This window comes from Streptomyces sp. Wb2n-11 (assembly GCF_001049855.1).
GTDB classification, from domain to species: Bacteria; Actinomycetota; Actinomycetes; order Streptomycetales; family Streptomycetaceae; genus Streptomyces; species Streptomyces altiplanensis.
Map to the genome: position 1 here is coordinate 5,241,951 of NZ_CVPB01000001.1, position 26,396 is coordinate 5,268,346.

Consider the following 26,396-nt stretch of genomic DNA (forward strand, 5'->3'; position numbering starts at 1 on the left):
CTCTGGCCGCCGCGATCGCCGGGCGGGCCCGGCCGGCGGTCTACCCCCGCCCGGTGCGCGGCTTTTCGTCCGTGGCCTGCGGCTTGCCGTTCGGGGGCTGGGCGGCCGGCGCGGTGGCGATGCGGGGGAGGGCGTACGGATGCTTCTCGCTCAGCCAGCCGATCAGCTGCTCGCGCACGGTGCACCGCACCGTCCAGACGTCGTCCGCGTCCTTGGCGGTGACCACCGCCCGCACCACCATGGTGTTCGGCGTCGTGTCGGTGACGGCCAGGCTCCAGTCGCGGCCGTCCCACGCCTTGCAGGTGCCGAGGACCTCCCGGAGCTTTTCCCGCATCAGGTCCACCGGCGCGCTGTGGTCCAGGTGGAAGAAGACCGTGCCGGTCATCTGGGCCCCGCCGCGCGACCAGTTCTCGAACGGCTTGCTGGTGAAGTACGACACCGGCATGGTGATCCGCCGCTCGTCCCAGGTCCGTACGGCGAGGAAGGTGAGCGTGACCTCCTCCACCACACCCCACTCGCCGTCCACGACCACCGTGTCCCCTATGCGCACCATGTCGCCGAAGGCGATCTGGAAGCCGGCGAAGAGGTTGCCGAGGGTCGACTGGGCCGCGACACCGGCGACGATGCCGATGATTCCGGCCGAGGCGAGCATCGACGTGCCGACCGCCTTCATGCCGGGGAAGGTCATCAGCATCGCGCCGACCGCCACCACGACCACGACCGCGGTCACGATCCGCATGATCAGCGTCACCTGCGTACGGACGCGCCGTACGCGGGCCGGATCGCGCGTGGTGGACGCGTAGCGGGCGTACGACGACTCCACGACGGCGGAGGCGATCCGGATCACGAGCCAGGCACTGGCGCCGATCAGCACGAGGGAGAGAACCTGGCCGATGCCGGCCCTGTGGTCCTGGACGATGCCCAGGCGGGTCTTCTCGTACGCCCCTCTCAGGACGGCGGCCAGGATGAGGACCTGCAGCGGCACGCGGCAGCGGCGCAGCAGGCCCCACAGAGGGGTCTCGTGGTGACGGGCGTCGGTGCGGCGCAGCAGCAGGTCGGCGGCCCAGCCGACGACCAGTGTGAGCACGACCGAGCCACCGATGACGATCAGCGGGCGCAGTACGGTCTCCATGACTCCGAAGCTCAGTGGGAGGATGGCGGGATGGACATCATGCTTTTCCATTCCGTCTACGGTCTGCGCCCGGCGGTGCACGCCGCAGCAGAGCGACTTCGTGCCGCCGGGCACCAGGTGCACGTGCCCGACCTCTTCGAGGGCCAAACCGCCGGGACCGTGGAGGAGGGGATGGCGGTCAAGGACGGCATCGGCCGGGACGAGCTGCTGCGGCGCGCCGTCCTCGCTGCCGCCCCGCACTCCGAGAAGGGGCTGGTCTACGCCGGTTTCTCCTTCGGCGGATCCGTCGCGCAGACCCTGGCGCTCGGCGACGAGAAGGCCCGTGGCCTGCTGCTTCTGCACGGAACCTCGGACATCGCGGACGACGCTTCGGCGCCCGACCTGCCCGTGCAGCTGCATGTCGCGGACCCGGACCCGTTCGAGTCGGACGACTGGCTGAACGCCTGGTACCTGCGGATGCGGCGGACCGGCGCGGATGTGGAGATCTACCGCTATCCCGGAGCCGGGCACCTCTACACCGACCCGGACCTGCCGGACCACGACGCGGCGGCCGCCCAGCAGACGTGGAAGGTCGCGACCGGGTTTCTGGCGACGCTCTAGCGGTTCGGCGGGCACGGACGGTTCGGCGGTCCCGGGAGCACTTCGTGCCCGGTGCGCGCCGCCTGGGGGGCTCCCGACGGCCCCCGGCCCGCTCGCGGTGTCAGGGCAGGGGGCCGGGTGGTCAGCCGGCGCGGTAGGCGGTCCAGTTGTCGGTCATCCGCGCGGTCTGGCCCGCGGTGAACTGGTACATGCAGTTGTCGTACGTGTAGTCCATGAAGTTGTGGACCGGGTCGACGCCGGTCTTGCTGGCGCAGGAGTCACGGCCGGTCGGGCACTGGTACGCGGCGCTCTTCTCGGCCGGGGTGTCGGTGACGTAGTCGCCGTTGCCGTTGCAGCCGCCCTGGAAGGTGTGGTAGAGCCCCATCCAGTGGCCGACCTCGTGGGTGGCGGTGTCGCCCTCGTTGTAGTTGGCGGCGCTGCCGCCCGGGAGCGAGCTGTCGAGGACGACGACGCCGTCCATCGTCGGGTTGGACCTGTACGAGCTCGGGAAGGTCGCCCAGCCGAGCAGGCCGCCGCTGAGGTTGGCGGTGTAGAAGTTGAGCGCGCCGGCGCCGCCCTGGCGCAGGGCGGCCTTCATCTCCTTCTCGGCGGTCGAGCCGGACGCCAGGTTGTACCAGGAGGCGTTGTCCGTGTAGTCCGTACCGGCCAGCGTGAACTGGAAGTTGGAGTTGACGTTGCCGGTGCCCTGGCCGCCGAAGGCCGAGTTGAGAACCGCCATCTGGTTGTTGATGTCGGTCGCCGTGAGCTTGCCGGCGGCGCCGCTGTGCACGACGTGGAAGTACACCGGGATGGTGGTCACGGCGGTGGTGGAGAAGCTTTTGCCGGTGGTGCCCGACGTGCGCAGCTTGTCGAGTCTCTTGCGCAGGTCCGCGTCCATGGCCTTGGCCTTGGCCTCGGTCACCTCGTTGGGCTCGTGGGCGTGCGGGTCGCCGGAGGGGCGCGCCTTGCGGGCGGCGCTCGTGTGGGGCTCCTCGACGCACTTCTCGGCGGCGGTCTTGGCGGGGGCCTTGGCGACGGCGGTCCCGGCGGGCGCGGAGAGGGTGGACAGGGCCAGGGTTCCGGCCATCACCGCCGCACCGATGAACCGCTTGCGCAGAAGGGGGGATATATGAGCAAGAGCACGCATATTGACTCCTCGCGGGGGTGGGCGGGGGTGGGTTCCCCGCCGCTGCCCGGAGGTTATGTGTGCATGTCAGATCTTGATGAGGATCGATCAAGCCCAATCAATCCTCGGGTCAATTAGGGCAACAGGACGAAAGCTTTCGGCCTGGTCCAGACTTTGAGATGTGCGGGTAAGTCCTGGGGCTATCAAGGCGGGTGGTGTGTCCGCATTCGGACGGCGGATTTACACCACCCGCCTCCTGGCGTGATCTGCCCGTAACAGGCCGCGTGATGGCTGGAATTCGACGGTCAGCGGACCGGCTGGTTCACCCGCTCGACCTTCTGCGTTCCGCTGAGGGTGCGGTACGAGCGCGTCCACCGCGCTGTCGCGTCCTGCCGCCTCTTGTCGGAGACGACGTAGTAGTCCATCTGCGAGCGCTCGTCCGTGACGTCGAGGACGCCGTAGCCGTGGGAGTCCATGTCCAGCCACTTCACATGGCGGTTGGCGGCCCTGACCGCCGAGGCCGCGACCAGCGAGACGGTCTGCGGCGCGACGTGCAGGATGTCGTCGAGGTTGTCGGAGGAGACCGAGGTGACCACGAACTCGGTCGCCGCCGACCCCGACAGCGGGTACGTCGCAGCCTTGACCGGCACGTCGTTGGCCCACGCCATGTGGATGTCGCCGGTCAGGAAGACCGTGTTCCCGATCGCCCGGTCCCGGAGGTGGGCGATCAGCTCCTTGCGGTCGTCGGTGTAGCCGTCCCACTGGTCGACGTTGACCGCGAGCCCCTCCTCGGGCAGACCGAGGAGGCCGGCCAGCGGCGCGAGCAGATGGGCCGGTACGGAGCCGAAGGCCACCGGCGAGATCATCACCGACGTACCGACCAGCTTCCAGACGGCGTCGGAGGAGGCGAGCCCCGCCTTGAGCCAGTCCAGCTGGGCGCGGCCCGTCACCGTGCGCTCCGGGGCGTCCACCGCGCCGCTGCCGGTCTTCGCCTGCTGGGAGCGGAACGACCTCAGGTCGAGCAGGTGCAGATCGGCCAGCTTGCCGAAGCGCAGCCGGCGGTAGACGGTGCCCTCGGTGGAGGCGCGGACCGGCATCCACTCGAAGTACGCCTGCTTGGCGGCCGCCACGCGCGCGGCCCACTCGCCCTCCGCGCCCGGCGTGTGGTTCTCCGCACCGCCCGACCAGGCGTCGTTGGCGAACTCGTGGTCGTCCCAGATGGCTATGACCGGGTGTGCGGCGTGCAGGGCCTGGAGGTCGGCGTCGGTCTTGTAGTGGCCGTGGCGGGCGCGGTAGTCGGCGAGTGTGAGGATCTCGTGGGCCGGCTGGTGCTGCCGCACGGTGTACGGGGGCGCCGGGTAGCCGCCCGAGGCGTACTCGTAGAGGTAGTCGCCGAGATGGAGGACCGCGTCCAGGTCGGCGCGGGCGGCGAGATGCCGGTACGCCGCGAAGTAACCCGACTCCCAGTTGGCGCAGGAGACCACCCCGAAGCGCACGCCGGGCGTGGCGGTGTCGGCGGCGGGAGCGGTCCTGGTGCGGGCGGCGGGGGACACCGCGCCGTCCGCGGTGAAGCGGAAGTAATAGGCGGTGGCCGGGCGCAGGCCCCTTACGTCGACCTTGACGGTGTGGTCGGTCGCCGCCCCGGCGGTCGTCGTACCCCGGGCGACGGTCGCCGAGAACCCCTTGTCCTCGGCCACTTCCCAGCGCACCACCACGTCGGGGCCCTTGCCGGAGCCCGGCGCGGCCCCGGGGACGGGAGTCACCCGGGTCCACAGCAGTACGCCGTCGGGCAAGGGGTCACCGGAGGCGACTCCGTGGAGGAACGCGGGGCTCTGTGCGTCGGTGGCGTCGGCGGCGGCCGAGGTACTCGCACCGGCGGCGACGGGGACGGCGACGGCGGTGGCGGCGGCGGCCCTGACGACCGTACGGCGACTGGGAGATGAAACGAATCGGCTGGTCACAGCCGTACATTACTGATCAGTACGGCTCAAGGGCGGGCGAACGCAAGAACGTTCGCCCACCCTCGGGTGAAATACCGTGCGGCGACTACGCCTTGAGGGCCTTGTCGATCGCGGCCTTGAACTCCTCCGGCGCCATGGGCGTGTTCTCGCCGTCCGACCCGGTGAGCTTCTTGCCGTCCATCTTGAGCGTCGGGGTGCCCTGCACACCGCTCTTGTCGAAGACGGCCGACATCTTCAGCGCCCAGGCGTCGAAGGTGCCGTCCTGCACGTTCCGCTGGAACTCCTTGTTGCCCTTGAGCGCGTCCACCTCGTCGGCCACCTTGATCAGGTAGTCGTCCTCGGCGAACTTGTCGTCCTGCTCCGCCGGGTGGTTCTTCTGGGAGTAGAGCGCGCCCTTGTACTCCAGGAACGCCTCGGGGCTGACGTCGAGCGCGGCGCCCAGCGCGCTCAGCGCGTTCTTCGAGCCCTCGCCGTTGTCACTGTTGTCGAGGAAGGTGGCGCCGACGTACTTGAGCCTGTACTTGCCGGCGGCGACGTCCTTCTCGATCGTCTCGCCGTTCGCCTGCTCGAAGGTCGCGCAGATCGGGCAGCGCGCGTCCTCGTACAGCTCCAGGGTCTTCTTGGCGTCCTTCTTGCCGACGACGACGCTCGTGCCGTCCTTGCCCTCGGTGTTCGCGGGCGCGGTGACCTGCGTCTCGTTCTTGGCGGCCTCCCACTGGGAGGGCTTGTTCGCCTGCATGACGGCGTAACTGATGCCGCCGGCCACCGCGAGGACGCCGACGATCGACAGGGCGACGATCACCTGACGGCGCGTCCTGTCCTTCTTGGCCTGGCGCTCGCGCTCGGCGCGCAGTCGCTCGCGGGCCGCCGCCTTGTTGGCCTGGTGGTTGCGTGCACTCATGGTCGTGTTCTCCGTAGGTGAAGAGGGGGAGGGGCTGCTGGGCTCAGGCGAAGACGCGTGCCGAGCGCGGCGGTCCCCTCCGTCCCACGGAGTACGCGAACAGACGGCCGTGGAAGGCGGTACGGACCCGGTGGGCGGGCCGCACCGTGTGCCGTACGGGCCGGTGGGCCGCGACGGTCACGGCGGTGGCGATCAGCAGCGGCCGGAAGGCGAACGCGGCCAGGGTCCCCACCAGACCGGCGAGCGCCGCCTCGCCGCGCCGCAGCCAGGCCGCGGCGAGCAGCCCCACCGTGACGTGGGCGGCGAGCAGCAGCCAGGGGAGGGCCGGGCCGGGGGAGCCGAGGAGGGCGGCGGCGCTCTCGCGGGAGCCCGAGGCCGGTACGAGCGGGGCACCCAGGCCGGCGCCGGCGCCCCCGCCGCACAGCACGTCGAATCCGACGGAGCGCAGGGAGCCCGTCACCGGGCCGCCCGCCGGTCCGTAACAGAGGTGCTGTCCGGTGGTGAAGACGGTGTCGGCGGCCAGCTCCAGCGGGACGAGCAGGCCGGCGATGGCGCCGAAGCCGCGCTCCCGGCCCGCCAGCGCGTACGCGACGGCGAACACGCCGGCCGCGATCCCGGCCACCGCGGTCAGGGGCAGCGGGACCCGGGAGAGCAGCACGTGGGACGCGACGGAGAGCGTGACGACGAGCGCGGTGAAAAGCGCCGCGCGCGCCGCCCTCAGCTGCGTCCCGGATACGTCCATGGAACGTGAGTTTGCCACGGCTTCCCGTAAGAGGTCCCTAAAGCCCGGCCGGCCGGCCGGTCAGAGGCCGGGGATCCGGCCGTTGCGGAACAGGTCGACGAAGATCTGGTGGTCGGCCCGCGCCCGCGCCCCGTAGGAGTGCGCGAAGTCCACCAGCAGGTCTGCGAAGTTCTCCTCGTCGCCCGCGATCGCCGCGTCGATCGCCCGCTCCGTGGAGAACGGCACCAGCGAGTGGCCGCTCTCGTCGTCCGCCGCCGCGTGCATCGTGGCGGTGGCCCTGCCGAGGTCGGCGACGACCGCGGCGATCTCGTCCAGGTCGTCGATGTCCGACCAGTCGAGGTCCACGGCGTACGGCGACACCTCCGCGACCAGCTGCCCCGCCCCGTCCAGCTCCGTCCAGCCCAGCCACGGGTCCGCGTGCGCCTGGAGGGCGCGCTGCGAGATCACCGTGCGGTGGCCCTCGTGCTGGAAGTAGTCGCGGACGGCGCCGTCGGTGATGTGCCGGGAGACCGCAGGGGTCTGCGCCTGCTTCATGTAGATCACGACGTCGTTCTCCAGCGCGTCGCTGTTGCCTTCGAGCAGGATGTTGTACGAGGGCAGGCCCGCCGATCCGATGCCGATGCCGCGCCGCCCGACGACGTCCTTCACGCGGTAGGAGTCGGGGCGGGTCAGGCTGGACTCGGGCAGCGTCTCCAGGTAGCCGTCGAAGGCCGCCAGGACCTTGTAGCGGGTGGCGGCGTCGAGGTCGATGGAGCCGCCGTCCGACGAGAAGCGGCGTTCGAAGTCGCGGATCTCGGTCATCGAGTCGAGCAGCCCGAAACGGGTCAGCGAGCGGGCGGAGCGCAGCGCGCCGAGCAGCGGGCCCTCGGCCGTGTCCAGCGTGAAGGGCGGCACCTCGTCGTTCTTGGCGCCGGTGGCCAGGGCGCGGATGCGCTCGCGGTAGGCGGCGGCGTACGTCCGCACCAGCTCGGTGATCTGCTCGTCGCCGAGGGCCTTGGTGTAGCCGATGAGCGCGACGGAGGCGACGAAGCGCTTGAGGTCCCAGGTGAAGGGGCCGACGTACGCCTCGTCGAAGTCGTTGACGTTGAAGATCAGGCGGCCCTGGGAGTCCATGTACGTGCCGAAGTTCTCGGCGTGCAGATCGCCGTGGATCCACACCCGCCCGGTGCGCTCGTCCAGGTACGGGCCACCGTGCTGCTCGCGCTCCAGGTCGGCGTAGAAGAGGGACGCCGTGCCCCGGTAGAAGGCGAAGGCGGAGGCGGCCATCTTGCGGAACTTGACCCGGAAGGCGGCCGGGTCGGCGGCCAGAAGTCTGCCGAACGCGGTGTCGAAGACGGCGAGGATCTGCTCGCCGCGCTGAGCGGCGTCTGTCTGCTGGACCGACATCGCCGGTTGCCTCCTGGTGCATGACGTTCTTGACAAATAGGACAGGGTTTTCCCTGTGTCCAACGCCCGACCGTACCCGTGAGTGCCCGCTCGTTGTCAGTGGGCCGACGTAGACTTCCAAGCTGTCCCCCGACCTGTCACCGACCGTTTTGCCGGAGGCCTCCGCCGTGACCAAGCCGCCCTTTACGCACCTCCACGTCCACACCCAGTACTCCCTGCTGGACGGTGCCGCGCGGCTCAAGGACATGTTCGAGGCGTGCAACGAGATGGGCATGTCGCACATCGCGATGACCGACCACGGCAACCTGCACGGGGCGTACGACTTCTTCCATTCGGCGAAGAAGGCGGGGGTGACGCCGATCATCGGCATCGAGGCGTACGTCGCCCCCGAGTCGCGGCGCAACAAACGGCGCATCCAGTGGGGTCAGCCGCACCAGAAGCGTGACGACGTGTCCGGTTCCGGTGGTTACACGCACAAGACGATCTGGGCGGCGAACAAGACCGGCCTGCACAACCTCTTCCGGCTGTCCTCCGACGCGTACGCCGAGGGCTGGCTGACGAAGTGGCCCCGCATGGACAAGGAGACCATCTCCCAGTGGTCGGAGGGGCTCATCGCCTCCACCGGATGTCCCTCGGGCGAGGTGCAGACGCGGCTGCGACTCGGTCAGTTCGACGAGGCGGTCCAGGCCGCCTCGGACTACAAGGACATTTTCGGCGAGGGCAAGTACTTCCTGGAGCTGATGGACCACGGCATCGAGATCGAGCGCCGGGTCCGTGACGGGCTGCTGGAGATCGGCAAGAAGCTGAACATCCCGCCGCTGGTCACCAACGACTCGCACTACACCTACGCCCACGAGGCGGGCGCGCACGACGCGCTGCTGTGCATCCAGACCGGGAAGAACCTCTCCGACCCGGACCGCTTCCGCTTCGACGGCACCGGCTACTACCTGAAGTCGACCGACGAGATGTACGCCGTCGACTCCTCCGACGCCTGGCAGGAAGGCTGCGCCAACACCCTCCTGGTCGCCCAGCAGATCGACACCGAGGGCTGGTTCCAGGAGCGGAACCTGATGCCCAAGTTCGACGTGCCCGAGGGCTACACCGAGGTGACGTGGTTCCGCGAGGAGACCATGCGCGGCATGGCCCGGCGCTACCCGGACGGCATCCCGGACGACCGGCTCAAGCAGGTCGAGTACGAGATGAAGATCATCATCGACATGGGCTTCCCGGCGTACTTCCTCGTGGTCGCCGACTTCATCATGTGGGCCAAGAACAACGGCATCGCGGTCGGCCCCGGGCGTGGCTCCGCGGCCGGTTCGATCGTCGCGTACGCCATGGGCATCACCGACCTCGACCCGATCGAGCACGGCCTGATCTTCGAGCGGTTCCTCAACCCCGAGCGCATCTCCATGCCCGACGTCGACATCGACTTCGACGAGCGCAGGCGCGGCGAGGTGATCAGGTACGTCACCGAGAAGTACGGCGCCGACAAGGTCGCCATGATCGGCACGTACGGAAAGATCAAGGCCAAGAACGCGATCAAGGACTCCGCGCGCGTCCTGGGCTACCCGTACGCGATGGGCGACCGGCTCACCAAGGCCATGCCCGCCGACGTCCTCGGCAAGGGCATCGACCTCAACGGCATCACCGACCCCAAGCACCCGCGCTACAGCGAGGCGGGCGAGATCCGGTCGATGTACGAGAACGAGCCGGACGTCAAGAAGGTCATCGACACCGCCAAGGGCGTCGAGGGCCTGGTCCGGCAGATGGGCGTGCACGCGGCCGGCGTGATCATGTCCAGCGAGACGATCACCGACCACGTGCCCGTCTGGGTGCGCCACACGGACGGCGTGACGATCACGCAGTGGGACTACCCGAGCTGCGAGTCGCTCGGCCTGCTGAAGATGGACTTCCTCGGCCTGCGCAACCTCACGATCATGGACGACGCCGTCAAGATGGTGAAGTCCAACAAGGGCATCGACCTGGAGCTGCTCTCCCTCCCGCTGGACGACCCCACGACGTACGAACTGCTCTGCCGCGGTGACACGCTCGGCGTCTTCCAGTTCGACGGCGGCCCCATGCGGTCCCTGCTGCGGCTGATGAAGCCCGACAACTTCGAGGACATTTCCGCCGTCTCGGCCCTGTACCGGCCGGGCCCGATGGGCATGAACTCGCACACGAACTACGCGCTGCGCAAGAACGGCCAGCAGGAGATCACGCCGATCCACCCGGAGCTGGAGGAGCCCCTCAAGGAGGTCCTCGGCGTCACCTACGGCCTGATCGTCTACCAGGAGCAGGTGCAGAAGGCCGCGCAGATCATCGCCGGCTACTCGCTCGGCGAAGCCGACATCCTGCGCCGCGTCATGGGCAAGAAGAAGCCCGACGAGCTCCAGAAGAACTTCGTGCTCTTCCAGGCGGGCGCGAAGAAGAAGGGGTACTCCGACGCGGCGATCCAGGCGCTGTGGGACGTGCTGGTCCCCTTCGCCGGATACGCGTTCAACAAGGCGCACTCCTCGGCGTACGGCCTGGTCACCTACTGGACGGCGTACCTCAAGGCGAACTACCCCGCCGAGTACATGGCGGCGCTGCTGACCTCGGTGAAGGACGACAAGGACAAGTCGGCCGTCTACCTGAACGAGTGCCGGCGCATGGGCATCAAGGTGCTGCCGCCCAATGTGAACGAGTCCCAGTCGAACTTCGCCGCGCAGGGCGACGACGTGATCCTCTTCGGCCTGACCGCGATCCGCAACGTCGGCCAGAACGTCGTGGACTCGATCATCAGGTGCCGCAAGGCGAAGGGGAAGTACACCTCCTTCCCGGACTTCCTCGACAAGGTCGAAGCGGTCGTCTGCAACAAGCGGACCGTCGAATCGCTCATCAAGGCCGGTGCCTTCGACGAGATGGGCCACACCCGCAAGGGCCTCGTCGCGCACCACGAGCCGATGATCGACAACGTGGTGCAGGTCAAGCGCAAGGAGGCCGAGGGCCAGTTCGACCTCTTCGGCGGCATGGGTGAGGAGGACAGCGACGAGCCGGGCTTCGGGCTCGACGTGGAGTTCTCCGACGTGGAGTGGGAGAAGTCGTACCTGCTGGCGCAGGAGCGCGAAATGCTCGGCCTGTACGTCTCCGACCACCCGCTCTTCGGGCTGGAGCACGTCCTGTCGGACAAGGCCGACGCCTCGATCTCCCAGCTCACCGGCGGCGAGCACTCCGACGGCGCGATCGTCACGGTCGGCGGCATCATCTCCGGCCTCCAGCGCAAGATGACCAAGCAGGGCAACGCCTGGGCGATCGCGACCGTCGAGGACCTGGCCGGCTCCATCGAGTGCATGTTCTTCCCGGCGACGTACCAGCTCGTCTCGACCCAGCTCGTCGAGGACACCGTGGTCTTCGTCAAGGGCCGCCTCGACAAGCGCGAGGACGTCCCCCGGCTCGTCGCCATGGAGCTGATGGTCCCGGACGTGTCCTCGGCGGGGACGAACGCTCCCGTGGTCCTCACCATCCCGACGGTGAAGGTCACGCCGCCGATGGTGACCAAGCTCGGCGAGATCCTCAAGCACCACCGGGGCAACACGGAGGTCCGGATCAAGCTCCAGGGGGCCCGCAAGACGACGGTGCTGCGGCTCGACCGGCACCGGGTCCAGCCGGACCCGGCGCTCTTCGGCGATCTGAAGGTGCTGCTCGGGCCGTCCTGTCTGGCGGGATGACCGGCCGGAGCGGCCGAGGACCAAGAGCGCGCGCAGACAGAAGCACACAGGAAGCGCGCGCAGACAGAAGCATCCGCAGAAGGGGCGCCCCCGTCGTCACGGGGGCGCCCCTTCTGTCTTCGCGTGGCGTGCGTCAGTTGTGGCCGAAACGTCGCTGGTGCTTACGGGCAACATCGACAGGGCTGCCCTGGGCGTGCGAATGCTGCTGGATGTGGGATTCGAAGGCGCTGTCCTTCGCCTGGTCGGTTCCACGTGTCACAGCGGACGCACGGTCCTGCGGGGAACCCTGCTTGCGGTTCTTGTTCTTGGCCATGGTGCTGCCTCCTGTGGGGATTCTGGGGGCCAGGGCCGGGACCAGATTCACACAAGCCGACAAAGCCCGCATTTTGGATCATTACTGTGCGTAATTGAGATCGGCGCGGAACAACTTCGTTATTCGCCACGCCGATGATCGAGTTCCCGCCGTTAACCCCCATGTAGTCGGGCAGACTCGAAGGAAGCCCGAAGCACTCCCGAAGCACCTTCCGATCCCGAGGTTCCCGAAAGAGGGTGGAACGCGTGGACCGCTGCGTCGTCCTGGTGGACGCCGGCTACCTGCTGGGCGCCGCCGCGAGCCTGCTCGCCGGAGAACCGGCCCGATCCCGCATCACGGTGGATCACACGGCCCTCATCCAGGGCCTGCGAGAACGTGCCGAAGCGGACACCCAGCAGCCGCTGCTCCGCATCTACTGGTTCGACGGCGCCCCCGACCGCGTACCGCAGCCCGAGCACCGGCGGCTGCGGGTCATGCCGCGCGTGACGGTCAGGCTCGGGGCGCTGACCCGCAGCGACGGGCGCTGGGCGCAGAAGGGCGTCGACGCGGCGATGCACGCGGAGCTGACCGAACTGGCCAGAAATCGCGCCTGCTCGGACATCGTGCTGGTGACCGGGGACGGTGATCTGCTACCGGGGCTGATGTCCGCCAAGGAACACGGTGTAGCGGTCCACCTGTGGGCGGTGCAGGCCGCCGACGGGGACTACAACCAGTCCGAGGACCTGGTCGCCGAGGCCGACGAACGGCGCGTGCTGGACCGGGTGTGGATCACCAAGGCCGTACGGGCCAAGGACCTCACCGGGATCTGCGCGCCGCCGCCGGTGCCGCGGCCGGAGATCGCCGCGATCCTGTCGGCCCCGCTGCCGGAGTCGGCGCTCGCCGCTTCGGCGGAGCGGGCGGCGCAGGCCCAGGCGCAGGCACGGACCGAAGCCCCGGACGGAGAAACAGGGCCGGGTACGGGCACGGCCGTACGCAACGGATCCTCGGCCGCGGGTCCCGCCTCCCCGTCGGCCCCCGCGTGCACTTCCGCCGCGAACGGGTCCGGCGAGGCGCATCCGCCGCACGGCGCCAGGGGCGTGCCGACCCCGAAGGACCTCGCGAGCCTGCGCGGTCCCGGCGCGCAGGCGGCGCAGCATTCGGCCGGGACCGGGACGGCGAACGGGACGACGGCCGGCACCACCGGGGCGACCCTGCGCTGGTCGTCGGACAAGGGCTGGGCGGAACGCCCCGGCGGCAGCCCTCTCGGTGAGCCGGCCGAGACCGCCTCGCTGCCGACGCTGGCCCAGCTGACCAGCGCGGAACAGCGCTGGGCGGACCGCGAGGAGGACATCACCACGGTCGGCGGCGATCCCTTCGAGGTCGGGCAGGTCTTCGCCCGGCGGTGGATGGAGCGGCTGCCGGATCCGGGCCACACCCAGAAGCTCTCGACGATGTACCCGAGGATCCCGCACCGCATCGACGGTGAGCTGCTGCGGTACGCGGCGCGGTTCGGGCTGCTGGCACACAAGGACGACCAGATCGACGAGCACGACCGGTACGCGATCAGGGCGGGCTTCTGGCGCGAGATCGACGTACGGGCCGCGGCCGAGCACGCGACGGCGGGGGAGTAGCGCGGCGGCGGGCAGGGGGAAAGAAGGCCGTTCCCCGCGCCCGCTCCGCCGCGCCTCCGCCGCCCCGGCGCCGGTGCTGGACCGGGAACCCCGTAGGCTCGTCCCTCGTGAGTACGGGCACAGCGCAGGCGGGACGCGGCACGGGAGTCGTGTGTGCCGTGCGGGATCTGGTCAAGACGTATCCCGCCGCCCGGGGCCGGCGCGGGACTCCCGCGACACCGGCCGTACGGGCCACGGACGGGATCTCCCTCGACGTACGGCGCGGCGAGATCTTCGGGCTGCTCGGGCCCAACGGTGCCGGTAAATCCACTCTCGTACGCCAGCTGACCGGCCTCATGCGGCCGGACTCCGGAAGCGTCGAGCTGCTGGGGCACGACCTCGTGCGCCACCCCGAGCGGGCCTCGCGGCTCGTCGGGTACCTCGGCCAGGAATCCACCGCGCTGGACGAACTGACCGTGTCCCTCGCCGCCGAGACGACCGGACGCCTGCGCGGGCTCACGGCGAAGGCCGCGCGGGCCGAGCGGGACGACGTGCTCGAAGAGCTCGGACTGGGCGAGATCGCCGGGCGTCCGCTCAAGAAGCTGTCCGGCGGACAGCGGCGGCTCGCCTGCTTCGCCGCCGCGCTGGTGGGCGAGCGGCCCGTGCTCGTACTGGACGAACCGACCACCGGCATGGACCCCGTCGCGCGGCGCGCGGTGTGGGCGGCGGTCGACCGGCGGCGGGCGCAGAACGGTGCGACCGTCCTGCTCGTCACCCACAACGTGATCGAGGCCGAGACCGTCCTGGACCGGGTCGCGGTGCTGGAGAGCGGCCGGGTGATCGCGTGCGACACCCCCGCCGGGCTCAAGGCGCGCGTCGCCGGTGAGGTGCGGCTCGACCTCGTGTGGCGGGAGCGGGCGCCGCTGGACGTGCCCGAGGTCGCGGCGCTGCGCGAATCCGCGCAGGAGTCCGGGCGGCGCTGGGTGCTGCGGCTGGCTCCCGACGAGGCGCGGGCGGCGGTGGCCGCCGTGACCGGTGGCGCGGCCTTCGCCGCGCTCGACGACTTCACGCTGGCGACGCCGAGCCTCGAAGACGTGTACCTGGCACTCGGCGGACGTACGAAAGGGCTGGTCAAGGCGTGAGTGTCGTGCCCGCGGAGACCCGTTCCGCGCAGACGCGGATCAAAGAAGCGAAAGAAGAGGGGGAAGTGGGAGGAGCGGCCGTCGGCATGACCGGCCGGGGGCCCGCGCCGCTCGCGCCCCGCGCCCGGCTGCTGCCGTCGCTCGCCGCCGTCTACCGGGCGCAGCTGTCCCGGGCGCGGGTGGCGCGCATCCCGCTGCTGTTCGTGGCGACGTTCCAGTCCGTCGGGATCATGGTTCTGATGCGCGGGGTCGTCGACGGGGGTGGCGAGGCACGGGCGGTCGTCGCCGGGTCGAGCGTACTCGTGGTCGCCTTTGTCGCACTGAACCTGCTCGCCCAGTACTTCGGACAGCTGCGGGCGAGCGGCGGCCTCGACCACTACGCCACGCTGCCGGTGCCGCCTGCCGCGGTGGTGCTGGGTACGGCTGCCGCGTACGCCTCCTTCACCGTGCCCGGCACCTTCGTCACGGCCGTCGTCGGCTGCACGCTCTTCCAGCTGCCGCTCACGCACCTGTGGGTCCTGGCCGCGGTGATTCCGCTGGCGGGGGCCGCGCTCGCCGGGCTGGGCGCGGCGCTGGGGCTGCTCGCGCCGCGGCAGGAACTCGCGACGCTACTCGGACAGCTGGGCATGTCCGCGGCCCTGCTGCTGGGCGTGCTGCCCGCGGACCGGCTGCCCGCGCCGATTTCGTACGCCCGGGACCTGCTGCCCTCGACGTACGGCGTCGAGGCTTTCGCGCGGACCTTCGACGCGCACCCCGACTGGCCCGCCGTGGCGCTCGATCTGGCGGTGTGCGCGGCCGTCGGGGTCGTCTCGCTGGCGATCGCCACCTGGGCGTACCGGCGGGCAGCGGTCCGTTAGACGGCCGGCAGCGGTCCGATGAGGCGTGGGCCCGGGGCGCCTGGCACGATGGCAGGGTGACCGCTCCTCTGACGCCGCCCCACCGGCAGCCGCCGAACGATCCCCGGCAGAAGTCCGACGCCCAGGCCGCCGCTCAACTTCCGTCCCGGCCCCGCCACGGCCACGGCCCCGACGCCGTGACCGCCACGGAGGCGGACGGGGACGGCGGCGGGGGCGGCGAGCAGGACGTCAGTCTGTCCGCGGAGGTGGCCAGGGCCTTCGCGGTGGTCCTGGCGCTGACGGTCCTGGGCGTCGCGCTGGGGCTGCTGTGGCTGTGGCTGGCGCCGCGCGTGCCGCTCGTCTCCACCGACAAGGCCGTCTTCCTCAAGGACACCGAGAGCGAGGAAGCGGTGGGCGCGGACGGCACGTTCGTGCTGCTGGCGCTCGCGTTCGGCGCGGTCAGCGCGGCCCTGGTCTTCTGGTTCAACCGGCGCGGCGGCATCCCGTTGGTGGTGGGGCTGGCGCTGGGCGGACTGCTCGGCTCCCTGCTGGCGTGGGGTGTCGGCGTCTGGTTCGGGCCGACGGACGACGTGGTCGCGCGGGCGCGGGAGGTCGGGCAGGGCGTCGCGTTCGACGCGCCGCTCCAGCTCGGGGCGAAGGGGGCGCTGCTGGCGTGGCCCATGGCCGCGATGCTCGTCCACCTGGCGCTGACGGCTCTCTTCGGGCCGCGGGACCCGGAATCGGAGTGGGGGACGGCGTACGGGGACCCGGGGCCCGTACCGGATCCGGGCCCGGACGTACCCGGCCCGGGACCGGACGCCGGGGACGGCACGCGCGCCTGAAGCCGCCGCCGGCGCCGGTACGCAGTCGGCGGACCCGCCACGAGCCCGCCGGCCGGGTTACGCGCGGCCGATCGGGGCGATCACCGCGTCCGTCAGCGCCGCCAGGTCCGCCGGGGACAGCTCGACCTCCAGGCCGCGGCGGCCCGCCGAGACGCACACCGTCTCGTACGACGAGGCCGAGGCGTCCAGGACCGTGCGGAGCCTCCTGCGCTGCCCCAGCGGGGAGATGCCGCCGCGGACGTACCCCGTGGTGCGTTCCGCGGCCGCCGGATCCGCCATCGCCGCGCGCTTTCCGCCGACCGCCGCCGCCAGTGCCTTGAGGTCGAGGGAGCCCGCCACCGGGACGACCGCCACTGTCAAGGTGCCGTCGATGTCGGCCACCAGGGTCTTGAAGACGCGGTCCGGAGAAACACCCATCGCCTGCGCCGCCTCCTCGCCGTACGAGGGGGCCGCGGGGTCGTGCTCGTACGCGTGGAGGGTGTACGCCGTGCCCGCAGCCACCAGGGCGACCGTCGCGGGCGTGCCTGCGGACTGCTGCTTCTTCTTGGCCACTGCGGCTCTGCCTCCGGATCAGTTGGGGCTGGTGGGTTTCCTGGTCAGTTCGGTGGCCGGCAACGAGGGCAGGTGCCGGATCACCGCCGTCTCGGCGCGCAGGAGCTTCAGTTCTTCACGCAGCCGGGTCGCGGTGTCGGGAGCCTGCAGCAGGCGCTGCCTCGCCGGGATGTCCAGCACCGTCGCGGCGGCGACCAGGTACGAGACGACGGACGGCTCGTCCGGCAGCTCCGCGCCGGTGGCCAATGAGCGCTCACGGGCGCCCGCCAGCCGCTTCTGGTAGCTGCGGAACGCCCGCAGCACAGCCTCGGCCAGCGCGCCCGCGTCGTCGCCCTGCTCCTCGGGCAGTTCCTCCACCTCGGCGGTGAGGTACGGGCCGCTCGCGTCGACGGAGAGGAGCCGGACGCGGGTCGTCCCGGTGGCCAGCACCTCGTAACCGCCGTCTCCGAGCTCGCGGATCGTCGCCGCGTCCGCGATGCAGCCCACCCGGTGGAACGCCTGGATCGGGTCCGGGCCGAAGCCCGCGGCGGGGCCCCGCTCGGCCATGGCCGTGGCGTCCGGCATGCCGGGGGCGGTGGCGGCGACCTCACGGCCGTCGCGGATGGCCACGACCACGAAGCGGCGAGGCTCCTCCTCCTCCTCCTCGGAGAAGGAGGAGGACGCGTCGGAGGGGTTCTCCGGGCCGCCGGAGTCCGCGCCCTTCGACAGGTCGCGCATCATGGCGCGATAACGCTCCTCGAAGACGTTCAGCGGCAGTACGAGGCCGGGGAAGAGTACCGAGTTCAGCGGGAAGAGGGGCAGGCGAGCGGTGGTCACAGCGGCTAAGCGTAATGGCCGTCCGGCCTGATCCGGCGGGCCGTCCTGCGCAGAGGCCGCAAAGGCATCGCCGAGGCCACCCGGATCCTCGCGGCGTCACGCACTTCCAGGAACGCGCCCAGCACGTCGTCGCTCAGGTGCGCCCAGGGGAACGAGGTCGCGTACGGCCCGATCAGCCGGAACTGTTCAAGAGCCTCGGCCCACCGCCCCCGGGCGGCCAGGACGTACACCAGCAGGTTGCGGACCTCGGCCGGCCACGGGTCGCCCGCCGCGTACTCGGCGGACAGGGCGATCGCCAGGTCGGCCGCCGCGTCGACGCGCTCGTACGGGATCACCGCGGCCGGGCGGGCCGCGTCGGCACCGCTCAGCAGGTGCGCGAAGGCCGCGCGTACGGGCAGCGCCTGCACCAGCGATCCCGGCAGGGCGTCTTCGGCGGCCTGCTCGGCGAAGTCGAAGCACTCGCGGTGCGAGCCGTGCCACTGCGCGGAGAGGTACTGGAGCGCGGAGACGTGACACCCGTAGTGGTGCGCGGAGCGGTTCACCGCCTGGGCCCACAGTTCCTCGAAGGCGGTGTGCGCGGCGCGGATGCCGCGCGCGTGGTCGAGGGCGATGCGCCACGGCACCGGATCGCGCGGAGCGGCGTCGGCCGCCGCCCCGATCAGCGGGGCCGCTTCGCGCAGCCGCTCGGCGCGGGCCGGTGAGTCCCAGAGCCTGCGCACCGACAGCTCGGCCTTGACGAGCAGGGCGTCGGGGTGGTGCGGGGCGGCGGCCAGCCAGCTGTCGAGCCAGTCCTGCCGGCTGTGCGCGAAAGTGGCGAGGCGGACCGTGTACCGGTCGCGGTTCTCCCACTCGGCGCCCTCGCGGGTGGCGGCGAGGAGATCGGCAGCGGGGCCGTGGTCGCCCAGGGCCGCGGCGACCAGGGCCGGGCCCAGTCGCCCGTCGGGAACGTCGAGCAGCACCTGGTCGTCGCCCGGCAGGCCGGAGCCGAGCTCCGGGGCGTGGCGGATCATGCGCGCGGTGCTGGTCAGAGCGCGAAGGAATGACATGGTGGGGACCATTGAAAACCGCAGGTCGGAGCCGCGCCAGAGGGTTCTGTGAAGCTTTCGCATCGACCGGAAAGGTTGTGCGCCGACAGGTCAAGGGACGGCAAAGAGGCGGGGGGCGGGGGCGGGGTGGACTGCGTCCCCGATCCCGGCCCGGAAGCCGCCCCCGCCCTCGTCCGCCGGGCGGGTTCCGGTCCGGTCAGCCGCGCCGCAGCAGCCGTGACGCCCCCGCCGCGACCGTCGTCGCCAGGATCCAGCCGAGCAGGATCAGCCCGGTCGCCGCCCACTGCCAGCCGTCCCGCAGCAGCCAGTGCCCGTCCTGCCCCAGATCGATCACCGGCAGCAGCAGGTCGAGCGAGAAGAGGGAGGGGTTCCACTGCGGATGCTCCCCGGGCTTGAGCGGATCCGGGTCGAGCCGGGTGAACGCCACCGTGCCCGCCGCCCAGAGCACGGCCATCCACACGGCCGCCCGGCCCGGACGGTAGCCGTACGCCACCGTCCAGTCCTGGAGGAAGCCCCACAGTTTCCCGGCGAGCGGCAGCGTCTCGCGCCGCCGGCGCTGCTTGGCCAGGAGCACCTCGCGGGCGTCGGCGTCCTCCCCGCTGCCGCGCAGTACGGCGGCGAGCCGCTCGTACGGTTCGGGGGCGTACTCCGGAGTCGCCGCCGTCACCCACTCCAGCCGCTGCGAGAGCGGGAACAGCCCGCGCGGTACGAGGCAGTCGTACGTGAAACCGCCCATGGCGAGCCCGCCCGGCCGCGGCCAGCTGTCCGCCTTGTCCACCAGGTTGCCGACCTTCGCCCCGGACAGCACCACCTTCCCCTCCTCCGGCCGCTCGCACAGGAACCGCAGCTCGGGCGTCTGGACCCGGCGCATCGACAGTTCCTGCCCGAGCGACATGACGAACCGCGCGCCGTCGAAGTCCACGGCGTCCCCGAACCGCCCGTCGTCCAGCCGCAGCCCGCCCTCGCACTCGAACCGCTGTACGCGGGTGCCGCGTACCGGTGTGTTCCCGATGCCGTACGGCGGAGTGGTCCCCGGCGCCGCGCCCCGGGGCCCGATCCCCGCCGGCGTCATGTAGAGCGTGCGCTCCACCGTCATCTGCGGAGCGTTCAGCGCCCGCCGCCCCTCCACGCCGTACGGCCTGCGCAGCCGGCTGCCGCGCAGGCTCAGTGAGACCCCGACCTTCGCGCCGCGCAGGCTGAACTCGCCGTGCGACTCGATCATCTCCGCCTGGAGGTCCTGGGCGACGGACAGGCCGTCCGCGGCGATCGAGCGGCCGTTGCGGTCCTGGCGTACGACGATCTGGCTGATCAGCAGGTCCGTACCGATCTGGGCGTCGGTGAGCCGGATGCCGCCGGGGACGCTGCAGCGCGGCAGGTGCAGATCGCCCTCCGTATGCAGCCGGGCCGCCTCCAGCCGGGGGATGGCGCACCCCACCATGCGCAGTGTGGTGAAGTGGCACTCGGGCAGCAGTACCTCCTTCTCGAAGCGGCAGCCGCTCATCTCGACGTACGGCTCGACCCGCCCGCCCGCGAGATTGAGGGTCCCCGTGATCTGTACGCCGACGAGCTTGAGCGCGGCGACCCGCCCGGGCAGCGCGGGCGGTCCGCTGAGCAGCAGCAGCGCGACGACGCGGGCGCGGACGCTGCGCTCCGGGGGCCATGGCCGGATGGACAGGGGGTCGTCGAGGACGGGATTGCGGGTGCGGAGGTCGTACGTACTGCCGTTGCGGAACGCCTGCCACATGCCCATTTCGGAGACACTGAGCCAGTCGGGCGCTTCGACGTCTTGCTGCGGCTCGGTCAAGGCCGCCCCTTTCGTCGACTCGTACAGCCGTTCTTCCCTCTGGGTGACGGACTGAACGCGTGTAGTCATGAATGACGCGTGAGACGTGTATCAGCCAGTGATACAGAGGCTCGGCTGCCGGATGGGGTCTGAGAGAATTGGCAGCGTGATCTCTCGAATCGATCTGCGCGGTGACGCCCTCCCCGAGGGCGCCGACCTGCGCGACCTGCTGCCCCGTGCCGAATTCGACGTACAGGCCGCCCTCGACAAGGTGCGGCCCATCTGCGAGGACGTGCATCATCGGGGCACGGCGGCGCTGATCGAATACGCGGAGAAGTTCGACGGTGTGAAGCTGGAGCGCGTACGGGTCCCGGCCGAAGCGCTGAGCACCGCCCTGGAGCAGCTCGACCCCAGGGTCAGGGCCGCGCTGGAGGAGTCGATCCGGCGCGCCAGGATCGTCCACCGCGAGCAGCGCCGCGACGAGCACACCACCCAGGTCGTGCCCGGCGGCACGGTCACCGAGCGGTGGGTGCCGGTCGGGCGGGTGGGCCTCTACGCACCCGGCGGCCGCTCCGTCTACCCCTCCTCCGTGATCATGAACGTGGTCCCCGCGCAGGAGGCGGGCGTCGAGTCCATCGCCCTCGCCTCCCCCGCGCAGAAGGAGTTCGGCGGCCTGCCGCACCCGACGATCCTGGCGGCCTGCGCGCTGCTCGGCATCGACGAGGTGTACGCCGCGGGCGGCGCCACGGCCGTCGCGATGTTCGCGTACGGCACCGACGAGTGCGCGCCGGTCAACATGGTCACGGGCCCCGGCAACATCTGGGTCGCCGCCGCCAAGCGCTACTTCACCGGACTGATCGGCATCGACACCGAGGCCGGCCCGACCGAGATCGCGGTCCTCGCCGACGCCACCGCCGACCCGGCGCACGTCGCCGCCGACCTGATCAGCCAGGCCGAGCACGACCCGCTGGCCGCCGCCGTGCTGGTGACGGACTCCGAGGAGCTCGCGGACGCGGTCGTCAAGGAGCTGGAGCCGCAGGTCGCGGCCACCAAGCACAGCGACGACCGGATCATTCCGGCGCTGGGCGGCAAGCAGTCCTCGATCGTCCTGGTCGACTCCATGGAGGAGGGCCTCAAGGTCGTCGACGCGTACGGCGCCGAGCACCTGGAGATCCAGACCGCCGACGCCGCCGCGCTCGCCCGGCGCGTACGCAACGCCGGCGCGATCTTCGTCGGCCCGTACGCCCCGGTCTCGCTCGGCGACTACTGCGCCGGCTCCAACCACGTCCTGCCGACCGGCGGCTGCGCCTGCCACTCGTCGGGCCTGTCGGTCCAGTCGTTCCTGCGCGGCATCCATATCGTGGACTACACGCGCGAGGCGCTCGCCGAGGTCACGCACCACGTGGTGACGCTGGCCGAGGCGGAGGACCTGCCGGCGCACGGCGCGGCCCTCAAGGCGCGGTTCGGATGGAAGGTGCCGACGGAATGACCCGCAGCGTCCGCATCGACGATCTGCCCATCCGCGACGAGCTGCGCGGCAAGTCCCCGTACGGCGCGCCGCAGCTGGACGTGCCCGTACGCCTCAACACCAACGAGAACCCGTACCCGCTGCCCGAGGCGCTCGTCGAACGCATCGCCGAGCGCGTGCGCGACGCGGCCCGCGAACTCAACCGCTACCCGGACCGGGACGCGGTCGAACTCCGCACCGAACTGGCCCGCTACCTCACCCGCACCGCCGGGTACGAGGTCGCCATGGCCAACGTCTGGGCGGCCAACGGATCCAACGAGGTCATCCAGCAGCTGCTCCAGACCTTCGGCGGCCCGGGGCGTACCGCGATCGGCTTCGAGCCGTCGTACTCGATGCACGGCCTCATCTCGCGCGGCACCGGCACCGGCTGGATCTCAGGACCGCGCCACGAGGACTTCACCATCGACGTCGCCGCGGCCGAGAAGGCCATCGCCGAGCACCGCCCCGACGTCGTCTTCATCACCTCGCCCAACAACCCCACGGGCACCGCGGTCGGCGCGGACACCGTCCTCGCGCTGTACGAGGCCGCCCAGGCGGCCAAGCCGTCCCTGGTCGTCGTCGACGAGGCGTACGGCGAGTTCAGTCACCACCCGTCCCTGCTGCCGCTGATCGGGGGCCGGCCGAACATGGTGCTCTCCCGCACCATGTCCAAGGCGTTCGGCGCCGCCGGTCTGCGCCTGGGCTACCTCGCGGCCGACCCCGCCGTGGTCGACGCCGTACAGCTGGTGCGGCTGCCGTACCACCTGTCGTCCGTCACGCAGGCCACCGCGCTCGCCGCGCTGGAGCACACCGATACGCTGCTGGGGTACGTCGAGCAGCTCAAGGCCGAGCGGGACCGCCTGGTCACCGAGTTGCGCGCCATCGGATACGAGGTCACGGACTCGGACGCGAACTTCGTCCAGTTCGGCCGGTTCGACGGCGCCGCCGGCTCCCACGCCGCGTGGCAGCGGATCCTCGACCACGGAGTCCTGGTCCGGGACAACGGCGTACCGGGCTGGCTGCGGGTCACCGCCGGCACCCCCGAAGAGAACGACGCGTTCCTCGATGCGGTACGCGAACTCAAGAAGGAGCAGAGCTCATGAGCCGCGTAGGACGCGTCGAGCGCACCACCAAGGAGACCTCGGTCCTCGTCGAGATCGACCTCGACGGCACCGGCAAGGTCGATGTGTCGACGGGCGTCGGCTTCTACGACCACATGCTCGACCAGCTCGGCCGCCACGGCCTCTTCGACCTCACCGTGAAGACCGACGGCGACCTGCACATCGACTCGCACCACACCATCGAGGACACCGCCCTCGCGCTCGGCGCCGCCTTCAAGCAGGCGCTCGGCGACAAGGTCGGCATCTACCGCTTCGGCAACTGCACGGTTCCACTGGACGAGTCGCTCGCCCAGGTCACCGTGGACCTCTCCGGCCGCCCGTACCTCGTGCACACCGAGCCGGAGAAGATGGCGCCGATGATCGGCGAGTACGACACGACGATGACCCGGCACATCCTGGAGTCCTTCGTCGCGCAGGCCCAGATCGCCCTGCACGTGCACGTCCCGTACGGGCGCAACGCGCACCACATCGTGGAGTGCCAGTTCAAGGCCCTGGCCCGTGCCCTGCGGTACGCCTCGGAGCACGACCCGCGCGCCGCCGGCATCCTCCCCTCGACCAAGGGCGCACTGTGACCGGCCTCTCCACCATCCTGATCGTCGTCGGGCTCTTCCTGCTCGGCGGCGTGTACTCCTTCTGGAAGCAGGAGCTGCCCAAGGGCCTCGTCGTGCTTCTGGGTATCGGCGCCGTGATGTGCCTGGTCGCCGGTGTCATGCGAATCCAAGGACTCTGGGAATGAGCGACACGAGCAAGAAGGTCGTCGTCTTCGACTACGGCTTCGGCAACGTCCGGTCCGCCGAACGGGCGCTGGCCCACGTCGGCGCGGACGTCGAGATCACCCGCGACTTCGACAAGGCCATGAACGCGGACGGGCTCCTCGTCCCCGGCGTCGGAGCCTTCTCCGCCTGCATGAAGGGGCTGCGCGAGGCGCGCGGCGACTGGATCGTCGGCCGCAGGCTCGCCGGCGGCCGCCCGGTCATGGGCATCTGCGTGGGCATGCAGATCCTCTTCGAGCGCGGCATCGAGCACGGCGTGGAGACCGAGGGGCTCGACGAGTGGCCCGGCACGGTCGGCCCGCTCCAGGCGCCCGTCGTCCCGCACATGGGCTGGAACACCGTCGAAGCGCCCGCGGACAGCGAGCTGTTCGGCGGCCTCGACGCCGACGCGCGCTACTACTTCGTGCACTCGTACGCCGTGCACGACTGGAGCCTGGAAGTCACCAACCCCAAGATCCGCGCGCCCAGGGTCACCTGGACCACGCACGGTGAGCCCTTCGTGGCGGCCGTCGAGAACGGCGCGCTGTGGGCGACCCAGTTCCACCCCGAGAAGTCCGGCGACGCCGGTGCCCAGCTGCTGACCAACTGGATCGGAACCCTCTGATGTCCCAGAAGCTCGAACTGCTCCCCGCCGTCGACGTCCGCGACGGCCAGGCCGTGCGCCTCGTCCATGGCGAGTCCGGCTCGGAGACGTCGTACGGCGACCCGCTCCAGGCCGCCCTCGCCTGGCAGCGGGCGGGCGCCGAGTGGCTGCACCTCGTCGACCTCGACGCGGCCTTCGGCACCGGCGACAACCGGGCGCAGATCGCCGAGGTCGCCCGCTCCATGGACATCAAGGTCGAGCTGTCCGGCGGCATCCGCGACGACGCCTCGCTCGCCGCGGCGCTCGCCACCGGCTGCAAGCGCGTCAACCTCGGCACGGCCGCGCTGGAGACCCCCGAGTGGGTCGCCAAGGTCATCGCCGAGCACGGCGACAAGATCGCGGTCGGCCTGGACGTACGGGGCACGACCCTGCGCGGCCGCGGCTGGACCCGCGACGGCGGCGACCTCTACGAGACGCTGGCCCGCCTCGACTCCGAGGGCTGTGCACGTTACGTCGTCACCGACATCGCCAAGGACGGCACGCTCCAGGGCCCGAACCTGGAGCTCCTGAAGAACGTCTGCGCCGCGACCGACAAGCCCGTCGTCGCCTCCGGTGGCGTCTCCTCCCTCGACGACCTGCGCGCGATCGCGTCGCTCGTCCCGCAGGGCGTCGAGGGCGCGATCGTCGGCAAGGCCCTGTACGCGAAGGCGTTCACGCTGGAAGAGGCGCTGAAGGCGGTCTCGGAATGACGGAACCCCTTTCGGGCTCCTCCGCTTCCGTGCGCCGGGTCTCGACCGGCGCCCCCTGGGAGGAGGAGTTCGGCTACTCCCGCGCCGTGGAGCTGCCGAACGGGCTGGTCCTGGTGTCGGGCTGCACGTCGGTCGTGGACGGTGTCATCGACGCCGGTACGCCGTACCAGCAGACCGTCACCGCCTTCGGCGTCGCCTTCGGCGCACTGGAGCAGCTCGGCCTCGGGCGCGAGGACGTCGTGCGCACCCGCATGTACCTCACGCACGCCCGGGACGTGGACGACATCGGCCGCGCCCACAAGGAACTGTTCGACGACGTCCGTCCGGCCGCGTCAATGATCATCGTCTCGGGCTTCGTGGACCCGAGCCTGGTCGTCGAGATCGAGATCGAGGCCTACCGAGGAGGTCGCGCGTCATGACCCTCGCGGTCCGAGTGATCCCCTGCCTGGACGTCGACAACGGCCGGGTCGTGAAGGGCGTCAACTTCCAGAACCTGCGCGACGCGGGCGACCCCGTCGAAATGGCCAAGCTGTACGACGCGGAGGGCGCCGACGAGCTGACGTTCCTCGACATCACGGCGTCGTCCGGCAACCGCGAGACGACGTACGACGTGGTGCGCCGCACCGCCGAGCAGGTCTTCATCCCGCTGACGGTCGGCGGCGGCGTACGCACCACCGAGGACGTCGACAAGCTGCTGCGGGCCGGCGCGGACAAGGTCGGCGTCAACACCGCCGCGATCGCCCGCCCCGACCTGATCCGCGAGATCGCGGAGCGCTTCGGCCGCCAGGTCCTGGTCCTGTCGGTCGACGCACGCCGTACGGAATCCGGCTCCTTCGAGGTCACCACGCACGGCGGCCGCAAGTCCGCCGGCATCGACGCGGTCGAGTGGGCGCACCGGGCGGCCGAGCTGGGCGCGGGCGAGATCCTGCTCAACTCGATGGACGCGGACGGCACCAAGGACGGCTACGACACGGAGATGATCGCGGCGGTGCGCAAGCACGTCACGGTGCCGGTGATCGCTTCCGGCGGCGCGGGCCGCCTGGCCCACTTCCCGCCGGCGATCGCGGCGGGGGCGGACGCGGTACTGGCGGCGTCGGTCTTCCACTTCGGCGACCTGCGCATCTCCCAGGTCAAGGACAGCCTGCGCGAGGCGGGCCACCCGGTCCGCTAGCTGCCTCCCCGGGGCGCGCCCTCGGGTGCCGGGCGGGCC

25 protein-coding genes are annotated in these 26,396 nt (G+C 70.9%); 14 read left to right on the top strand and 11 right to left on the bottom strand.

Annotated features, from left to right (window positions below):
- Positions 1–40: 40 nt before the first annotated feature.
- Entirely contained in the window at positions 41–1,132 is a 1,092-nt protein-coding gene (locus tag BN1555_RS23855) for a mechanosensitive ion channel family protein (protein WP_093801288.1), read from the bottom strand.
- A 30-nt stretch (positions 1,133–1,162) separates the two neighbouring features.
- Between BN1555_RS23855 and BN1555_RS23860 the strand changes: the two genes are divergently transcribed.
- Positions 1,163–1,732, top strand: a complete 570-nt coding sequence (locus BN1555_RS23860) for a dienelactone hydrolase family protein (RefSeq protein WP_093801289.1) — start codon at positions 1,163–1,165, stop codon at positions 1,730–1,732.
- A gap of 121 nt (positions 1,733–1,853) precedes the next feature.
- Here BN1555_RS23860 and BN1555_RS23865 read toward each other — a convergent pair whose 3' ends face one another.
- The 5 genes from BN1555_RS23865 to BN1555_RS23885 all read right to left on the bottom strand — a co-directional run bounded on the left by BN1555_RS23865 (position 1,854) and on the right by BN1555_RS23885 (position 7,827).
- Positions 1,854–2,858: a zinc metalloprotease gene (locus BN1555_RS23865; protein ID WP_255306139.1), complete on the bottom strand. Its 1,005-nt coding sequence runs from the start codon at positions 2,856–2,858 to the stop codon at positions 1,854–1,856.
- 284 nt (positions 2,859–3,142) lie between these two features.
- Positions 3,143–4,798 carry an alkaline phosphatase D family protein gene (locus BN1555_RS23870; RefSeq protein WP_093801291.1) on the bottom strand — a complete coding sequence of 552 codons (1,656 nt, stop codon included), beginning with the start codon at positions 4,796–4,798 and terminating at the stop codon, positions 3,143–3,145.
- An 85-nt stretch (positions 4,799–4,883) separates the two neighbouring features.
- Positions 4,884–5,699: a DsbA family protein gene (locus BN1555_RS23875; protein WP_093801292.1), complete on the bottom strand. Its 816-nt coding sequence runs from the start codon at positions 5,697–5,699 to the stop codon at positions 4,884–4,886.
- A 43-nt stretch (positions 5,700–5,742) separates the two neighbouring features.
- Entirely contained in the window at positions 5,743–6,441 is a 699-nt protein-coding gene (locus BN1555_RS23880) for a hypothetical protein (protein ID WP_093801293.1), read from the bottom strand.
- Positions 6,442–6,501: 60 nt separating this feature from the next.
- Positions 6,502–7,827, bottom strand: a complete 1,326-nt coding sequence (locus BN1555_RS23885; protein WP_093801294.1) for a DUF2252 domain-containing protein — start codon at positions 7,825–7,827, stop codon at positions 6,502–6,504.
- 167 nt (positions 7,828–7,994) lie between these two features.
- Between BN1555_RS23885 and dnaE the strand changes: the two genes are divergently transcribed.
- Complete coding sequence (dnaE, locus tag BN1555_RS23890) at positions 7,995–11,534, top strand: DNA polymerase III subunit alpha (protein WP_093801295.1); 3,540 nt, start codon at positions 7,995–7,997, stop codon at positions 11,532–11,534.
- Positions 11,535–11,667: 133 nt separating this feature from the next.
- Here dnaE and BN1555_RS23895 read toward each other — a convergent pair whose 3' ends face one another.
- The gene (locus BN1555_RS23895; protein WP_093801296.1) at positions 11,668–11,847 is read right to left on the bottom strand and encodes a hypothetical protein; all 180 of its coding nucleotides are present in this window, start codon (positions 11,845–11,847) and stop codon (positions 11,668–11,670) included.
- 236 nt (positions 11,848–12,083) lie between these two features.
- Between BN1555_RS23895 and BN1555_RS23900 the strand changes: the two genes are divergently transcribed.
- The 4 genes from BN1555_RS23900 to BN1555_RS23915 all read left to right on the top strand — a co-directional run bounded on the left by BN1555_RS23900 (position 12,084) and on the right by BN1555_RS23915 (position 16,256).
- A complete protein-coding gene (locus BN1555_RS23900) occupies positions 12,084–13,457 on the top strand; it encodes an NYN domain-containing protein (RefSeq protein WP_093801297.1) in 1,374 nt (457 codons plus the stop codon).
- 149 nt (positions 13,458–13,606) lie between these two features.
- Complete coding sequence (locus BN1555_RS23905) at positions 13,607–14,578, top strand: ABC transporter ATP-binding protein (RefSeq protein ID WP_093801298.1); 972 nt, start codon at positions 13,607–13,609, stop codon at positions 14,576–14,578.
- The gene (locus BN1555_RS23910) at positions 14,575–15,435 is read left to right on the top strand and encodes an ABC transporter permease (RefSeq protein ID WP_093801299.1); all 861 of its coding nucleotides are present in this window, start codon (positions 14,575–14,577) and stop codon (positions 15,433–15,435) included. Before BN1555_RS23905 ends, BN1555_RS23910 begins: the two co-directional genes overlap by 4 nt.
- 56 nt (positions 15,436–15,491) lie before the next feature.
- Positions 15,492–16,256, top strand: coding sequence for an ABC transporter permease (locus BN1555_RS23915; RefSeq protein WP_093801300.1), 765 nt, complete (start codon positions 15,492–15,494; stop codon positions 16,254–16,256).
- 57 nt (positions 16,257–16,313) lie between these two features.
- Here the strand turns inward: BN1555_RS23915 and ybaK are convergent, their stop codons facing one another.
- From ybaK to BN1555_RS23935, 4 genes are all read right to left on the bottom strand, one after another.
- Positions 16,314–16,808, bottom strand: a complete 495-nt coding sequence (gene ybaK, locus BN1555_RS23920; RefSeq protein WP_093801301.1) for a Cys-tRNA(Pro) deacylase — start codon at positions 16,806–16,808, stop codon at positions 16,314–16,316.
- 18 nt (positions 16,809–16,826) lie between these two features.
- Positions 16,827–17,624: an LON peptidase substrate-binding domain-containing protein gene (locus BN1555_RS23925; protein WP_093801302.1), complete on the bottom strand. Its 798-nt coding sequence runs from the start codon at positions 17,622–17,624 to the stop codon at positions 16,827–16,829.
- Positions 17,625–17,629: 5 nt separating this feature from the next.
- The gene (locus BN1555_RS23930) at positions 17,630–18,682 is read right to left on the bottom strand and encodes a hypothetical protein (RefSeq protein ID WP_093801303.1); all 1,053 of its coding nucleotides are present in this window, start codon (positions 18,680–18,682) and stop codon (positions 17,630–17,632) included.
- 184 nt (positions 18,683–18,866) lie between these two features.
- Complete coding sequence (locus BN1555_RS23935; RefSeq protein WP_093801304.1) at positions 18,867–20,474, bottom strand: oxidoreductase; 1,608 nt, start codon at positions 20,472–20,474, stop codon at positions 18,867–18,869.
- 145 nt (positions 20,475–20,619) lie between these two features.
- On the opposite strand from BN1555_RS23935, the gene hisD reads away from it, so the two are divergent.
- The 8 genes from hisD to hisF are packed head-to-tail and all read left to right on the top strand — an operon-like array spanning position 20,620 to position 26,357.
- The gene (gene hisD / locus BN1555_RS23940; RefSeq protein WP_093801305.1) at positions 20,620–21,942 is read left to right on the top strand and encodes a histidinol dehydrogenase; all 1,323 of its coding nucleotides are present in this window, start codon (positions 20,620–20,622) and stop codon (positions 21,940–21,942) included.
- On the top strand, positions 21,939–23,063 hold the full coding sequence (locus BN1555_RS23945; protein ID WP_093801306.1) for a histidinol-phosphate transaminase: 1,125 nt from the start codon (positions 21,939–21,941) through the stop codon (positions 23,061–23,063). Before hisD ends, BN1555_RS23945 begins: the two co-directional genes overlap by 4 nt.
- Positions 23,060–23,653 (top strand): imidazoleglycerol-phosphate dehydratase HisB, encoded by a 594-nt coding sequence (gene hisB / locus BN1555_RS23950; RefSeq protein ID WP_069929187.1) that lies wholly within the window; start codon positions 23,060–23,062, stop codon positions 23,651–23,653. The genes BN1555_RS23945 and hisB overlap by 4 nt, the downstream gene beginning before the upstream one ends.
- Complete coding sequence (locus BN1555_RS39105; protein ID WP_176710115.1) at positions 23,650–23,817, top strand: hypothetical protein; 168 nt, start codon at positions 23,650–23,652, stop codon at positions 23,815–23,817. The genes hisB and BN1555_RS39105 overlap by 4 nt, the downstream gene beginning before the upstream one ends.
- Complete coding sequence (gene hisH, locus BN1555_RS23955; protein ID WP_176710304.1) at positions 23,808–24,458, top strand: imidazole glycerol phosphate synthase subunit HisH; 651 nt, start codon at positions 23,808–23,810, stop codon at positions 24,456–24,458. The genes BN1555_RS39105 and hisH overlap by 10 nt, the downstream gene beginning before the upstream one ends.
- Positions 24,458–25,186 carry a bifunctional 1-(5-phosphoribosyl)-5-((5-phosphoribosylamino)methylideneamino)imidazole-4-carboxamide isomerase/phosphoribosylanthranilate isomerase PriA gene (gene priA, locus BN1555_RS23960; RefSeq protein ID WP_093801308.1) on the top strand — a complete coding sequence of 243 codons (729 nt, stop codon included), beginning with the start codon at positions 24,458–24,460 and terminating at the stop codon, positions 25,184–25,186. The genes hisH and priA overlap by 1 nt, the downstream gene beginning before the upstream one ends.
- Positions 25,183–25,605 carry a RidA family protein gene (locus BN1555_RS23965; protein ID WP_093801309.1) on the top strand — a complete coding sequence of 141 codons (423 nt, stop codon included), beginning with the start codon at positions 25,183–25,185 and terminating at the stop codon, positions 25,603–25,605. Before priA ends, BN1555_RS23965 begins: the two co-directional genes overlap by 4 nt.
- Positions 25,602–26,357, top strand: a complete 756-nt coding sequence (gene hisF / locus BN1555_RS23970; RefSeq protein WP_093801310.1) for an imidazole glycerol phosphate synthase subunit HisF — start codon at positions 25,602–25,604, stop codon at positions 26,355–26,357. The genes BN1555_RS23965 and hisF overlap by 4 nt, the downstream gene beginning before the upstream one ends.
- Positions 26,358–26,396 lie beyond the last annotated feature (39 nt).

What these genes read in the sequence shown, in the direction of transcription:
- BN1555_RS23895 (WP_093801296.1), bottom strand. Translation starts at nt 11,847, where the DNA reads ATGGCCAAGAACAAGAACCGCAAGCAGGGTTCCCCGCAGGACCGTGCG.
- hisB (WP_069929187.1), top strand. Translation starts at nt 23,060, where the DNA reads ATGAGCCGCGTAGGACGCGTCGAGCGCACCACCAAGGAGACCTCGGTC.
- BN1555_RS23860 (WP_093801289.1), top strand. Translation starts at nt 1,163, where the DNA reads ATGGACATCATGCTTTTCCATTCCGTCTACGGTCTGCGCCCGGCGGTG.
- BN1555_RS23855 (WP_093801288.1), bottom strand. Translation starts at nt 1,132, where the DNA reads ATGGAGACCGTACTGCGCCCGCTGATCGTCATCGGTGGCTCGGTCGTG.
- priA (WP_093801308.1), top strand. Translation starts at nt 24,458, where the DNA reads ATGTCCCAGAAGCTCGAACTGCTCCCCGCCGTCGACGTCCGCGACGGC.
- BN1555_RS23930 (WP_093801303.1), bottom strand. Translation starts at nt 18,682, where the DNA reads ATGGTCCCCACCATGTCATTCCTTCGCGCTCTGACCAGCACCGCGCGC.
- BN1555_RS23885 (WP_093801294.1), bottom strand. Translation starts at nt 7,827, where the DNA reads ATGTCGGTCCAGCAGACAGACGCCGCTCAGCGCGGCGAGCAGATCCTC.
- BN1555_RS23865 (WP_255306139.1), bottom strand. Translation starts at nt 2,858, where the DNA reads ATGCGTGCTCTTGCTCATATATCCCCCCTTCTGCGCAAGCGGTTCATC.
- BN1555_RS23880 (WP_093801293.1), bottom strand. Translation starts at nt 6,441, where the DNA reads ATGGACGTATCCGGGACGCAGCTGAGGGCGGCGCGCGCGGCGCTTTTC.
- BN1555_RS23945 (WP_093801306.1), top strand. Translation starts at nt 21,939, where the DNA reads ATGACCCGCAGCGTCCGCATCGACGATCTGCCCATCCGCGACGAGCTG.
- hisF (WP_093801310.1), top strand. Translation starts at nt 25,602, where the DNA reads ATGACCCTCGCGGTCCGAGTGATCCCCTGCCTGGACGTCGACAACGGC.
- BN1555_RS23965 (WP_093801309.1), top strand. Translation starts at nt 25,183, where the DNA reads ATGACGGAACCCCTTTCGGGCTCCTCCGCTTCCGTGCGCCGGGTCTCG.
- BN1555_RS23875 (WP_093801292.1), bottom strand. Translation starts at nt 5,699, where the DNA reads ATGAGTGCACGCAACCACCAGGCCAACAAGGCGGCGGCCCGCGAGCGA.